This is a genomic window from Variovorax sp. BGA-UO-ETr-C22 (assembly GCF_059567965.1).
On the sequence record NZ_JCAQPA010000010.1, the window covers coordinates 99,524 to 112,125 of the forward strand.

The 12,602-nt window shown below is 63.9% G+C and carries 10 protein-coding genes and 2 riboswitches; of the genes, 9 read left to right on the forward strand and 1 reads right to left on the reverse strand.

What is annotated here, in order from left to right:
* Nucleotides 1-15: 15 nt before the first annotated feature.
* Entirely contained in the window at nt 16-1,323 is a 1,308-nt protein-coding gene (locus tag AC57B8_RS13910; RefSeq protein WP_062471173.1) for a D-amino acid dehydrogenase, read from the reverse strand.
* A gap of 91 nt (nt 1,324-1,414) precedes the next feature.
* Nucleotides 1,415-1,521, reverse strand: a riboswitch (glycine riboswitch).
* 44 nt (nt 1,522-1,565) lie between these two features.
* A riboswitch (glycine riboswitch) is annotated at nt 1,566-1,656 on the reverse strand.
* Between the two features lie 118 nt (nt 1,657-1,774).
* Between AC57B8_RS13910 and rfbB the strand changes: the two genes are divergently transcribed.
* The 9 genes from rfbB (at nt 1,775) to galE (ending at nt 12,586) form a co-directional block, all read left to right on the forward strand.
* Nucleotides 1,775-2,854, forward strand: a complete 1,080-nt coding sequence (rfbB, locus tag AC57B8_RS13915; RefSeq protein WP_095743503.1) for a dTDP-glucose 4,6-dehydratase — start codon at nt 1,775-1,777, stop codon at nt 2,852-2,854.
* The gene (gene rfbD, locus AC57B8_RS13920) at nt 2,851-3,741 is read left to right on the forward strand and encodes a dTDP-4-dehydrorhamnose reductase (RefSeq protein ID WP_496479914.1); all 891 of its coding nucleotides are present in this window, start codon (nt 2,851-2,853) and stop codon (nt 3,739-3,741) included. The genes rfbB and rfbD overlap by 4 nt, the downstream gene beginning before the upstream one ends.
* Before the next feature lie 39 nt (nt 3,742-3,780).
* Nucleotides 3,781-4,668 (forward strand): glucose-1-phosphate thymidylyltransferase RfbA, encoded by an 888-nt coding sequence (rfbA, locus tag AC57B8_RS13925; RefSeq protein ID WP_492740978.1) that lies wholly within the window; start codon nt 3,781-3,783, stop codon nt 4,666-4,668.
* 37 nt (nt 4,669-4,705) lie between these two features.
* On the forward strand, nt 4,706-5,710 hold the full coding sequence (locus AC57B8_RS13930; RefSeq protein ID WP_492740979.1) for a GDP-mannose 4,6-dehydratase: 1,005 nt from the start codon (nt 4,706-4,708) through the stop codon (nt 5,708-5,710).
* A gap of 13 nt (nt 5,711-5,723) precedes the next feature.
* Complete coding sequence (locus tag AC57B8_RS13935) at nt 5,724-6,440, forward strand: sugar phosphate nucleotidyltransferase (RefSeq protein WP_496479915.1); 717 nt, start codon at nt 5,724-5,726, stop codon at nt 6,438-6,440.
* 3 nt (nt 6,441-6,443) lie between these two features.
* Nucleotides 6,444-7,370, forward strand: a complete 927-nt coding sequence (locus tag AC57B8_RS13940; protein ID WP_496479916.1) for an NAD-dependent epimerase/dehydratase family protein — start codon at nt 6,444-6,446, stop codon at nt 7,368-7,370.
* 72 nt (nt 7,371-7,442) lie between these two features.
* Nucleotides 7,443-10,847, forward strand: coding sequence for a glycosyltransferase (locus AC57B8_RS13945; protein WP_496479917.1), 3,405 nt, complete (start codon nt 7,443-7,445; stop codon nt 10,845-10,847).
* 189 nt (nt 10,848-11,036) lie between these two features.
* Nucleotides 11,037-11,591, forward strand: coding sequence for a dTDP-4-dehydrorhamnose 3,5-epimerase (rfbC, locus tag AC57B8_RS13950; RefSeq protein WP_492733745.1), 555 nt, complete (start codon nt 11,037-11,039; stop codon nt 11,589-11,591).
* On the forward strand, nt 11,588-12,586 hold the full coding sequence (gene galE, locus AC57B8_RS13955; protein WP_496479918.1) for a UDP-glucose 4-epimerase GalE: 999 nt from the start codon (nt 11,588-11,590) through the stop codon (nt 12,584-12,586). The genes rfbC and galE overlap by 4 nt, the downstream gene beginning before the upstream one ends.
* Nucleotides 12,587-12,602 lie beyond the last annotated feature (16 nt).

A 12,602-nucleotide genomic window follows, 5' to 3' on the forward strand; every position in this document is an offset into this window, starting at 1 on the left:
GAGGGCGGGGCCGTGTCAGCCCAGGGCGGGCTGCACGGCGCGCGGCGCGGGCGCCGGCATGCCGGCGAACGCGAAGTCGACCTCGGGCGCCAGCCCGCTCACGATGCGCGCGATCGACTTGCCCGAGCCGCAGGCGTGCGTCCAGCCGAGCGTGCCGTGGCCCGTGTTGAGGAACAGGTTCGGCAGCTTGGTCTTGCCGATCAGCGGCACGTTGCTCGGCGTGGCCGGGCGCAGGCCGGTCCAGAACTGCGCGCGTTCGGTGTCGCCGGCGCCGGGGAAGAGCTCTTCGACGCGCCGCACGATGGCTTCGCAGCGCACGCGGTTCAGGTCGCGGTCGTAGCCGTTGAGCTCGGCCGTGCCGGCGATGCGCAGGCGGTCGCCCGACTCGGAGGTGTAGCGCGAGAACACCAGCTTGTATTCGTCGTCGGTGAGCGAGACCTGGTGCGCCTTCGATGCGTCCTTCACGGGCAGCGTCACCGAGTAGCCCTTGGCCGGGTAGATCGGCAGGCGGATGCCCAGCGGCGCGGCGTACAGCGGGCTCAGCGAACCCATCGCGAGCACGAAGGCATCGCCGCGGATGCGCTGGAAGCGGCCTTCGTTGTCGGTCGCCTCGACGTGGTCGATGCTGCCGCCCGCTTCGCGCAGCGCGGTCACCGTGTGGCTCATGAGGAACTTCACGCCGGCCGCTTCGGCCAGCTTCACGAGCTCGCGCGCGAAGCGGTTGGCGTCGCCCGATTCGTCTTCGGCGGTGTAGGTGGCGCCGGCGAGTTGGGGGCGGATGTGGGCGAGGGCGGGTTCGATCTTGATGGCCTCGTCGGCCGAGATGACCAAGCGTTCGCAGCCCAGGGCACGCATCTGCTCGGCGGGCGCGAGGGCGCCGTCGAATTCTTTTTGCGTCGTGTAGAAGTGCAGGATGCCTTGCGTGCGCTGGTCATAGTTCAGGCCCGTGTCTCGACGCAATTGCTGCAACATTTCCCGGCTGTATGTACCGAGACGAACGATCTGTTCGATGTTGTGGCGGGTGCGCGCGGGGGTGCATTCGCGCAAGAACTGCAGGCCCCAGAGCCACTGGCGCATGTCGGCGCGGATGCGAAAGAGCAGCGGCGCATCTTCCTTGCCGAGCCATTGCAGCACCTTCAGCGGCGCGCTCGGATTGGCCCAGGGTTCGGCATGGCTGACCGAGATCTGGCCGCCGTTGGCGAAGCTGGTTTCGGCGGCCGGGGTGGCCTGCCGGTCGATCACGGTCACCTCGTGGCCGAGTTGCTGAAGGTAGTAGGCCGAAGTCACGCCGAGCAGGCCGGCGCCAAGAACGATCACACGCATTGCAAGTACCTTTGAGTTTGCAGCGCTTGAACGGCGGGCGTGGAGTGCTATTGAACCAATAGCAAGCAACCGGACGACCGATGTCCAAGTTGCCGCTCCCCCTGTCCTCGGTACCTGAGAGATTCACCCTGCTGCACCCGCAGCGGGTTTGCTCCTTCGGTGCGCCACATGGCGTGGCGGCTCTCCAGACGGCTGTATCGATGAGTGCAGTACTGACCCCTTGCCGAAGTTCCTGGGCGTTGCCTGGAATTTCGTCGGGCCGACCTGAGCGTTTATGGGAGTTTGCGCCTTCGGTAGGGCCTCCGTGGAGGCCCGCTCTCCTGCAATTGTTGGCGATTGTAGGCGGGCCCCGCAAGCCGGCCAAGCCCTGTACATCGGCACTTCACACCGATGGGATAATTGAATGTTGATTTTTGGTAAAGCAAACTTTTTTCTACATGCAGGGGACTCCATGATCCTGGTTACCGGCGGCGCAGGCTTCATTGGCGCCAATTTCGTGCTCGACTGGATCGCGCAGGGCAACGAGCCCGTCGTGAACCTCGACAAGCTGACCTACGCAGGCAACCTCGAGACTCTGGCGTCGCTCAAGGGCAACGCGAACCACGTCTTCGTGCAGGGCGACATCGGCGACAGCGCGCTGCTCGATCGCCTGCTGGCCGAGCACAAACCCCGTGCCGTCGTGAACTTTGCCGCGGAATCGCATGTGGATCGTTCGATCCACGGCCCGGAAGACTTCGTGCAGACCAATGTGCTCGGCACCTTCCGCCTGCTCGAATCGGTGCGCGGCTACTGGAACGCCCTGCCGGCCGACCAGAAGGCGGCCTTCCGCTTCCTGCATGTGTCGACCGACGAGGTCTACGGCTCGCTCTCCAAGACCGACCCGGCCTTCACCGAAGAGAACAAGTACGAGCCCAACAGCCCGTACTCGGCCAGCAAGGCCGCCAGCGACCACCTCGTGCGCGCCTGGCACCACACCTACGGCCTGCCGGTGGTCACCACCAACTGCTCGAACAACTACGGCCCGTTCCACTTCCCCGAGAAGCTGATCCCGCTGATGATCGTCAACGCACTGGCCGGCAAGAACCTGCCCGTGTACGGCGACGGCATGCAGGTGCGCGACTGGCTCTACGTGAAGGACCACTGCAGCGCCATCCGCCGCGTGCTCGAAGCCGGCAAGCTCGGCGAGACCTACAACGTCGGCGGCTGGAACGAGAAGCCCAACATCGAGATCGTCAACACCGTGTGCGCGCTGCTCGACGAACTGAGCCCCCGCGCCGACGGCAAGCCGTACAAGGAGCAGATCACCTACGTCACGGACCGCCCGGGCCACGACCGCCGCTACGCCATCGATGCACGCAAGCTCGAGGCCGAGCTTGGCTGGAAGCCCGCCGAGACCTTCGACACCGGCATCCGCAAGACCGTCCAGTGGTACCTCGCGAACGGCGAGTGGGTGCGCAACGTGCAAAGCGGCGCATACCGCGAATGGGTCGAGAAGCAGTACGACGCCGCACCTGCAAAGGCTTCCGCATGAAGTTGCTGCTGCTCGGCAAGGGTGGACAGGTCGGCTGGGAGCTGCAGCGCAGCCTCGCGCCGCTCGGCGAAGTGGTCGCACTCGATTTCGACAGCACCGACTTCCACGCCGACTTCAGCCGTCCCGAGCAGTTGGCCGCAACCGTGCTGGCGGTGCGCCCCGACGTCATCATCAATGCCGCCGCGCACACTGCCGTCGACAAGGCCGAGAGTGAGCCCGACTTTGCGCGCAAGCTCAACGCCACCTCGCCCGGCGTGGTGGCCGAGGCGGCGCAGCAGATCGGCGCGCTGATGGTGCATTACTCCACCGACTACGTCTTCGACGGCAGCGGCACCAAGCCCTGGAAGGAAGACGACGCGACCGGCCCGCTCAGCGTGTACGGCCAGACCAAGCTCGAAGGCGAGCAGCTGGTGGCGCAGCATTGCGCGAAGCACCTGATCTTTCGCACCAGCTGGGTGTACGCCGCACGCGGCGGCAACTTCGCCAAGACCATGCTGCGGCTGGCCAAGGAGCGCGACAAGCTCACGGTCATCGACGACCAGTTCGGCGCCCCGACCGGTGCCGAGCTGCTGGCCGACATCACCGCGCACGCCATCCGCGCCACCTTGCAAGACCCGACCAAGGCCGGGCTGTACCACGCCATCGCCGGCGGCGAGACCACGTGGCACGGCTACGCGCGCTTCGTGCTCGAGATGGCGCAGCAGGCCGGCGTCGAACTCAAGGCCGGCCCGCAGGCCGTGGAGGCCGTGCCCACCAGTGCCTTTCCGACGCCCGCGAAGCGCCCGCACAACTCGCGGCTCGACACCACCAAGCTGCAGACCACCTTCGGCCTGCGACTGCCGCCCTGGCAGGAAGGCGTGGCACGCATGCTGCGCGAGACGCTCTGACCGACTGATTTTTCCTGCCCCTCACAGAAGAAGACTCCCATGACGCAACGCAAAGGCATCATCCTCGCCGGTGGCTCCGGCACCCGCCTGCACCCGGCCACGCTTGCCATGAGCAAGCAACTGCTGCCGGTGTACGACAAGCCCATGATTTATTACCCGCTGAGCACCCTGATGCTCGGCGGCATGCGCGACATCCTCATCATCAGCACGCCGCAGGACACGCCGCGCTTCCAGCAACTGCTGGGTGATGGCAGCCAGTGGGGCATCAACCTGCAGTACGCGGTGCAGCCAAGTCCCGATGGCCTGGCGCAGGCGTTCATCATCGGCGACAAGTTCGTGGGCAACTCGCCGAGCGCGCTGGTGTTGGGGGACAACATCTTCTATGGGCATGACTTTGCCCATCTGCTGGGCGGCGCCGACGCGCAGGACGCGGGAGCCACTGTGTTCGCGTACCACGTGCATGACCCGGAGCGGTATGGCGTGGTCGCATTCGATGCACAAGGCAAGGCCAGCAGCATCGAGGAAAAGCCGCTCAAGCCCAAGAGCAACTACGCCGTGACGGGCCTGTACTTCTACGACAACCAGGTCATCGACATCGCCAAGGCGGTGAAGCCGAGTGCACGAGGCGAACTCGAGATCACGGCCGTCAATCAGGCGTACCTCGATCTTGGCCGGCTCAACGTGCAGATCATGCAGCGCGGCTACGCCTGGCTTGATACCGGTACGCATGAAAGCCTGTTGGAGGCGGGGCAGTTCATCGCCACGCTGGAGCACCGGCAGGGGTTGAAGATCGCCTGCCCGGAGGAAATCGCGTGGCGGCATGGCTTCATCGACAAGGAGCAACTGGCGCGGCTGGCCTTGCCACTGCAGAAAAATGCCTACGGCAAGTACCTCAATCGGCTGCTTGCCGAAGAGCACTCATTCTGAACACTGACACACAACAATTTCTTCGGTAGTACAAGTCATGCACGCATCAACTCAAACCCTGACGGGTCAAAAATACCTTGTAACCGGCGCAGGCGGATTCATCGGCAGTCACCTTGTCGAAGCACTCGTGCGTGCCGGCGCTGAGGTGACGGCTATGGTCCGCTACGGTTCCGCATCGAGTTGGGGCAATCTCGAATTCGCACCGGATGACGTGAAGGGGCAGTTCCGCGTCGTGGCGGGCAACATCGACGATGGCGATTTCGTCATGCATGCCATGCAGGGCATCGACGTCGTCTGCCATCTGGCGGCCCTGATCGCCATTCCGTATTCGTACGTTGCCCCGCGCAGCTACGTGCGCACCAACGTCGAGGGAACGCTCAACGTCGTGGAGGCCGCGCGCCGTCTGTCGGTTCGTCGCGTCGTCCACACGAGCACCTCCGAGGTGTACGGCACCGCGGTGCGCGTGCCGATCGACGAAGAGCATCCGCTGCAAGGGCAGTCGCCTTATTCGGCCTCGAAGATCGGGGCGGACAAGATCGCCGAGAGCTACTACCGCTCGTTCGACACGGGTGTCGTGACCTTGCGCCCGTTCAACACGTTCGGCCCGCGCCAGTCCGCCCGGGCATTCATCCCGACCATCATCTCGCAGGCATTGACCCAGGACGTGATCAAGCTCGGATCGCTGACCCCTGAGCGCGACATGACCTTCGTGACGGACACGGTCGCCGGCTTCGTCGCTGCTTCGGTGACGCCCGGGATCGAGGGGCAGACCATCAACCTGGGAACCGGCTCGACCTACACGATCGGTCACTTTGCCGAGCGCATCCTCAAGCTGATGGGCGTGGAAAAGGAGATCGTTGCGGACACTGCGCGCATGCGCCCCGACAAGAGCGAGGTCTTGAAGCTCGTCTCCGACAACGCGCTGGCCGCGAAGTTGATGGGGTGGTCGCCGCAAGTCGACCTGGACGAGGGGTTGCGCCAGAGCATCGAATTCATCCGCCGCAACATCCACCTGTACCGCCCTGCGGTCTACACCGTCTGAGAGAGCAAGCATCATGAAAGCAGTCGTCATGGCCGGCGGCAAGGGCACTCGCCTTCAGCCGTTCACCGCCTCGTTTCCCAAGCCCCTCATGCCCCTGGGGGACATGCCGGTGCTGGAACTCCTGCTGCGGCAGCTGCGTCGCGCCGGCGTCGACGAAGTCATCCTTGCGGTCAACCATTTGCATCACCTGATCCGCGCGTTTTGCGGCGATGGTTCGCGATTCGGGCTGAAGATCGACTACAGCCTCGAGGACAGCCCTCTGGGGACGGCCGGTCCGCTTGGCGCACTGATCGACAAGGTCGGCGAGAACTTCATCGTCACCAACGGCGACCTGCTCACCACGTTCGACATCGGCCAACTGATCCGCACGCATGCCGAGCGGCAATCGGATGCCACGATCTGCGTCTACGAACGAGAGGTCAAGATCGATTTCGGGCTCATCCAGATCGATGCGGAGATGAATCTCCAGGGCTACCTCGAGAAACCCATGAGCAAGCACCTGGTCAGCATGGGCCTCTACATGCTCAACCGCGACGCGGTGAAGCCGCATGTCAGCGAGGGTGTTCACCTGGACATGCCGGACCTGTTGCTCAAGTTGAGCGCGGCCGGCAAGAAGGTGCGCTGCCACCAACAGCCCGAGAGCTTCTGGCTCGACATCGGCCGACCGGAAGACTACTCGACAGCGCAGAAGATGTTCGACGAGAGTCGCGAGCTTTTCCTGCCCGAGTAGCCTATGCGCGTGTTTGTCACCGGTGCCAGCGGATTCGTCGGGCGGGCGGTGCTTGAAGAACTGCAGGCGCGTGGCCTTGAAGTCTTCGCCGTCAGCAGAGCCGAACGGGCCGCTGTCGCAGGCGAGGCAAGGCGCGTGCTTGCCGATCCTGCCGATGCGGCCGAGGTCCGCGATCTGCTCTTGTCTGTAGAGCCGCAGTTCGTCATGCATCTGGCGGGGGTTTCCTCCGCTCCCTCCTATAGCGAGCTCTACGAGGCCAACGTCGTATTCGCTGCCAACCTGTTGGATGGCGCGCTCGCCATGCCGCGCAAGCCGCGCGTGCTCCTGGCGGGTAGCGCAGCCGAATACGGGGCGGTGCCCGCCGCCCAGCAGCCCGTGCGCGAGGATGCGACCTGCCGTCCCAACACGGCCTACGGCGCGAGCAAGTTGGCGCAGACGAGCCACGCCTTCGTCGCGGCTTCGCGCGGGTTGCCCGTGGTGGTGGCCCGGCTGTTCAACCCCATCGGGCCTGGCATGCCGAAGTCTCTGGCCCTGGGAAGCTTTGCGCACCAGATCGCTTGCATGGGCACGCGTGGCGGTGTGCTGTCCACCGGCGATCTCGATGTCGTGCGGGACTTCATGGATGTGCGGATCGCTGCGAAGCTTCTTGTCGACCTGTCCCTGGCGAGCGACGCCTCTGCGCAGGTGGTGAACATCTGCAGCGGCGACGGACAGCGTCTGCTTGACCTCACACAGCGGTTGATCGCTGTCTCCGGCGTGCCGGTCGAGTTGAAGCACGATGAGTCGCGGCGCGGCAACAGCGATGTCAGGGCTTTTGTCGGCGACCCGTCCAGGCTGAAGGCGCTGGGGCTTCGCGTTGAGCCCTCCGACATGGACTCGGTTCTCGAAGAGACCCTGCGCAGCGCGCGCGAAGAGATCTCCGCAACTTAAATCAAGGGCGTGCAAGGGACGTGTCCGGCGCCACGCCGGACCGCCTTTCGTTTTCTACTGGCAAGCAAAAAAATGATCTGCAACGCGTGTTCCGGTACCAGCTTCAAGCCGTTCGCCTCCCGGGCGGATGGCATGGAAATCAAGCGATGCACTCATTGCGGCCTGGGTGTGATCGCCAACCTGCCGGAGAGCACGCAGGCGTACTACGACGACAACTACTACGTGAACGGCGCGAGCAGCGGCTATGCGGACTATGAGTTCATGGCCGAGCACGGACTGGGTTGGGCTGCCGCGCTGGTCCGTTTGCTGGCCGACCAGGGGAAGATTCTCGACATAGGCTGCGCGAACGGCTACTTGCTGGACAAGTTCACAAGCGCTTTCGACAAGTCCGGCATCGAAGTCAACGCCAAGGCCGCCGGGCAGGCGCAGGACAAGGGCATCCGGCTCCTTGGCAACGACCTGCTTGCGCCGCAGCTGGTGCAGGATCATCGCGCCGAATTCGACGTGGTGACCGCGATCGCGGTCTTCGAGCACCTGCTCGATTTTCGCGGCGGATTCCACGCAGCCATCGAACTGCTGAAAGACGACGGGTTCCTGCTGTTCGAGGTTCCTGTCATGTCGGCTGAGTCCAGCAACGCGGCGTGGCTGAACAGTTCGCTGGAGCACATCTACTATCCGAGCGAGGGGGCGATCCGCCACATCGTCGAAACGGCGCTCGGGGCTCATCTGACCGGCGCGGAAGTTTCCATCAAGGACTACGCCTCGACCTATGTCGGCATCGTCACGAAGAGCGAACGCCAGGCTGCGCGCGCCAAGGAAGTCTTTGAACGCTTGATGAACGCCGACTTCGATGGCGCGACGACCGAGGAAACCAAGGCCCTGACGCACCTGCACCTTCTGCATGCGGGCCAGTCGACCGAAGCCTCGGTGCGATCGCTCGTGCGACTTGACGGCGGCGAGTTCACGCCGCCGCTGGTTGCGCGCATTGGGCAGCTCTGGTCGTTCGACCTGAAGAGATTGCAATCCGGCGACCGGCAACCGGTGAGTTCCGGGGCTGCGAGCAGAGAGGTCCAGCGCCTGAAGGCCGAAGTCGAAGTGATCCTCTCGGATGCTCGTCTCAATGCGGCGCAGGCCACCGAGGCCATCAACTTCGAGATCAGGCGGGCCGCGGAGCGCGAGGGCGAGGCTGCGGCGCTTCGCAGGAAACTCTCCGAGGAGGTCGCGAAGACCGCTGCCATGGAACACCGGGCGCTGGAGGCCGCGGGTCGGGTGGAGGCCATGCAACAAACCATCGCATGGCGAGCCACGACGCCCTTGCGTCGCTGGGCGACGAGCAATCCCCGCGCTGCACGACGGGCGAAACAAGTCGCAAAGCTGGCGTGGTGGACGCTTCGGGGTCGCATCTTCGATCACCTTCGGGAATTCAGGCGCCGGCGCGCGTTGGCCGGAAGCGGCGCCAGGAACCTGGAGGCCGCGAAGCGCACCGCGGCGGCGGTCCGTCTCCTCGCACCGGCAGGCGTCGTGCCGGATGCCGTGCAACCGCCGAGCGGGCAGGACTGGCCATCGGATCGGCCGCTCGTCAGCATCGTAGTTCCTTGCTTCAACTACGGCCACCTCGTGGGCGAGGCGATCCGCTCGGTCGAGGCGCAGACCTTCACCGACATCGAGATCATCGTGGTGGAGGGAGGCTCGAGCTCCCCCGACTCCCGCCAGCGCCTGATCGATGCCGTCTCCAAGGCGTCGCCCAAGCTGCGGCTGCTGCTGCAGGACCAGCCGTACCGTGCCGGCGCCAACCGAAACTTCGGCATCAGTCACGCCAGGGGCAAGTACATCTGCTGCCTGGATGCCGATGACCGCATCGCGCCGACTTACATCGAGAAGGCGGTCTTCATGCTGGAGCATTCCGGTTACGGGGTGGTCTCGCCGGGGCTGCAGTTCTTTGGCGACAGATCGGATGTCTGGACGCCGCACGAACGCCCGACCCTGGACATGCTGCTCGACGGCAACAATGCGCTCACTTGCGCCGTGTACAGCAAGGAACTCTGGCGCAAGGCCGGCGGCTACCGGGACACGGACCCGACCACGGGGCATGTCCATGAGGACTGGCTGTTCTGGGTGCGCCTTGCGGCGCTCGGCGCGCGCTTCATCGGCATTCGCGAGCCGCTTTTTCACTATCGCAGCCACGGCAACACGCTGAGCAATAGAAGCGACGTGCTCGACAACGAAATCCAGAAGCTGCTGGTCCATCGCTTCAACGAAGACGTGCTGACGGAAGACGCACTCCAGTCCGCGAGAGCGGCAAGCGCTTCTGCACCGGCGCGTCCGCCGCAGTCTTTTGCGACCCGGCGCGACTTCCATGTGCAGACGACCACCGGCCCCACCTTGTTGATCGCCCTGCCATTCCTGGTGCTGGGTGGCGCCGAGCGCTTGTTGAGTGCCATCGTTGCGCAATTGGCGCGCAATGGGTGGCGCGTGGTGATCGTGACGACCGTGCCCGTGGGGCAAACCCACGGCGACACCACCTCCTGGTTCGAATCGGCAACGCCGGAAATATTCCATCTGCCGCGGTTTCTCGAACCTGAATACTGGCGCGACTTTTTCGATCACCTGCTGCAATCCAGGGATGTCCAGATCCTCTGGGTGATCGGCAGTGCTTTTGCGTATGACTGCCTGCCCGCATGGAAGCTCAGGTATCCACGTCTTGCCGTGGCCGACCTGCTTTTCAATACGGTGGGCCATACAGCCAACAACCGGCGGTATGCCGACTGCATCGACCTGACCTTCATCGAAAATGCCGAAGTGCGGGAATGGTTGATCGTCGCAGGCGAATCCCCGCAGCGCATCAGCCTGGTGGAAAGCGGTGTCGACCTGGAAAAAAACGCGCCAGCGGATCCGGGGCAGCCCTCCCCGATGGCCGGCGATATTCCTGGAAACGCAACAATCGTTGGATTCTTTGGCCGTTGGTCCGAAGAAAAAGACCCTCTGGGCTTCGTCGAAATAGCAAAGCGCATTTCCAGCGAATCGAATGTGGTGTTCCTGATGACCGGCACCGGCTCTCTCGAGCCGGAGCTCAGGTCGGCCATTGCAGCGGCCAATTTCCCGCCTGGGAGATTCTTGTTGAAAGGCTCCGTGCCGGATCTCAGGCCTTACCTCCAGGCGTGCGACATCCTGTGCCTGCCGTCACGGCTCGACGGGCGACCGAACATCATCATGGAAGCATTGGCCAGCGGCACGGCGGTGATCGCGTCCAGGGTCGGGGCGCTGCCGGACATGATCGAAGCAGGGCAGCAGGGCTATCTGTGCGCGCCCGGTGCGTACGACGAATTCGCTCGCAGGATTGAAGAGCTTGCTTCGGACAAGCAGAAGCTCGAAAACTTTCAATTGGCCGCCAGAGCCTTTGCGGAACGTCGCTTCGACATTCAGGCAATGCTCCGGCAATATGAGAGCGAACTGCGGCGCTTGATTGGGCAGGGGTGAAGCAGTCCAGTCAACTCCGTACAGCACCTGCGGGTGGTCGCCAAAGACTGCACCGTTGTTTTCAGGATCTCCTGGCATGGATACCCGGGGAAGGGGAGTAACGCCGGGCAATCCAGTCAGGATTTTGGATAACAATGCCCTGATCGTGGCGCCGGGTTTTGGCGGCGAGCGTTTCCCTAACGATGAAGTATGAAGATATCTCCCACCAGCATTCCGGACGTCGTGGTCCTGGAGCCCAAAGTCTTCGGTGATGCCCGAGGCTTCTTCCTCGAGAGCTACAACGAGGAGGTGTTCCGGCGATCGACCGGCTCGGAGCTGACGTTCAAGCAGGACAACCACTCCCGCTCGTCGAAGGGCGTGTTGCGGGGGCTGCATTACCAGGTCGAGCAGGCGCAGGGCAAGCTGGTCCGCGTGGCCCGCGGTGCCGTGTTTGACGTCGCGGTCGACATCCGCCCCACGTCTGCAACTTTCGGGCGATGGGTGGGGGTCGAACTGAGCGAAGACAACAACCGGCAGCTCTGGATTCCTCCCGGCCTGGCGCACGGCTTCCTGGTGTTGAGCGAAAGCGCCGACTTCCTCTACAAGACCACCGAATACTATGCGCCCGCCCACGAGCGGAGCATTGCGTGGAACGACCCGGCGATCGGCATCGAATGGCCGCTGTTCGGTGCTTCCCCGATCCTGTCGGCGAAGGACGCCGCCGCGCCGTCGCTCGCCGACAGCCTTGCCGGAGTCGGGCGTTGATTCTGGTCACTGGCGGGGCCGGCTACATCGGGTCCCACACATGTATAGAGCTGGCACGTGCCGGGCATGAATTCGTGGTGTTCGACAATTTCTCCAACAGCGCCCCAGCTGTCCTGGCGCGCATGGAGCAAATCATCGGGCGGCCCGTGGTCTGGCAGAAGGGTGACATCCGCGACCCGGCGGCATTGGACAAGGTCTTTGCAGGCCATCCGGTGTCCGCGGTCCTGCATTTCGCCGGGCTGAAGGCGGTGACCGAATCGATCAGCCAGCCGATCGACTACTTCGACAACAACGTGCACGGTTCCATTGCGCTCATGGGGGCGATGGCGCGTGCAGGATGCAAGACCCTGGTCTTCTCGTCATCTGCAACCGTCTATGGGCCCGGGCAGCCGATGCCGGTTGCCGAGGACGCACCCTGTGCGGTGAGCAATCCCTACGGGCGCACCAAGCTGGTCGTGGAAGAGTTGCTGAGTGAGCTGGGTCGCTCCGATTCGCAATGGCGCATTGCGACGCTCCGGTACTTCAACCCGACGGGGGCACACCCCAGTGCGCTGATCGGCGAGAGCCCTTTGGGCACGCCCAGCAATTTGATGCCGTTGGTGTGTCAGGTGGCTGCGGGGATCCGTCCGTCGTTGCAGATCTTTGGCGACGATTACCCGAGCCACGATGGAACCGGCGTGCGCGATTTCGTCCATGTCATGGATCTTGCAGAGGGGCATGTGGCTGCGCTCGATTTCCTCACGAAGAATCAGGCTCGCATCGTGGTCAATCTCGGAACAGGACATGGAATCTCGGTGCTGGAAGTCATCCGGACGTTCGAACGGGTCAGTGGCCAGCGTGTCCCTTATGAGATCGTGCCGCGGCGGGATGCGGACATCGGCATCAGTTTTGCCGACGTGAGTCTTGCGCGCGAACTGCTGGGCTGGGTTGCCAAGCGCGATGTCGATGAGATGTGCCGCGATGCATGGCGGTGGCAGGCTGCGAACTGCGGCTGAAGAGAACAGGCGATCG

What these genes read in the sequence shown, in the direction of transcription:
- AC57B8_RS13945 (WP_496479917.1), top strand. Translation starts at nt 7,443, where the DNA reads ATGATCTGCAACGCGTGTTCCGGTACCAGCTTCAAGCCGTTCGCCTCC.
- rfbD (WP_496479914.1), top strand. Translation starts at nt 2,851, where the DNA reads ATGAAGTTGCTGCTGCTCGGCAAGGGTGGACAGGTCGGCTGGGAGCTG.
- AC57B8_RS13935 (WP_496479915.1), top strand. Translation starts at nt 5,724, where the DNA reads ATGAAAGCAGTCGTCATGGCCGGCGGCAAGGGCACTCGCCTTCAGCCG.
- rfbA (WP_492740978.1), top strand. Translation starts at nt 3,781, where the DNA reads ATGACGCAACGCAAAGGCATCATCCTCGCCGGTGGCTCCGGCACCCGC.
- AC57B8_RS13910 (WP_062471173.1), bottom strand. Translation starts at nt 1,323, where the DNA reads ATGCGTGTGATCGTTCTTGGCGCCGGCCTGCTCGGCGTGACTTCGGCC.
- AC57B8_RS13930 (WP_492740979.1), top strand. Translation starts at nt 4,706, where the DNA reads ATGCACGCATCAACTCAAACCCTGACGGGTCAAAAATACCTTGTAACC.
- AC57B8_RS13940 (WP_496479916.1), top strand. Translation starts at nt 6,444, where the DNA reads ATGCGCGTGTTTGTCACCGGTGCCAGCGGATTCGTCGGGCGGGCGGTG.
- rfbC (WP_492733745.1), top strand. Translation starts at nt 11,037, where the DNA reads ATGAAGATATCTCCCACCAGCATTCCGGACGTCGTGGTCCTGGAGCCC.
- rfbB (WP_095743503.1), top strand. Translation starts at nt 1,775, where the DNA reads ATGATCCTGGTTACCGGCGGCGCAGGCTTCATTGGCGCCAATTTCGTG.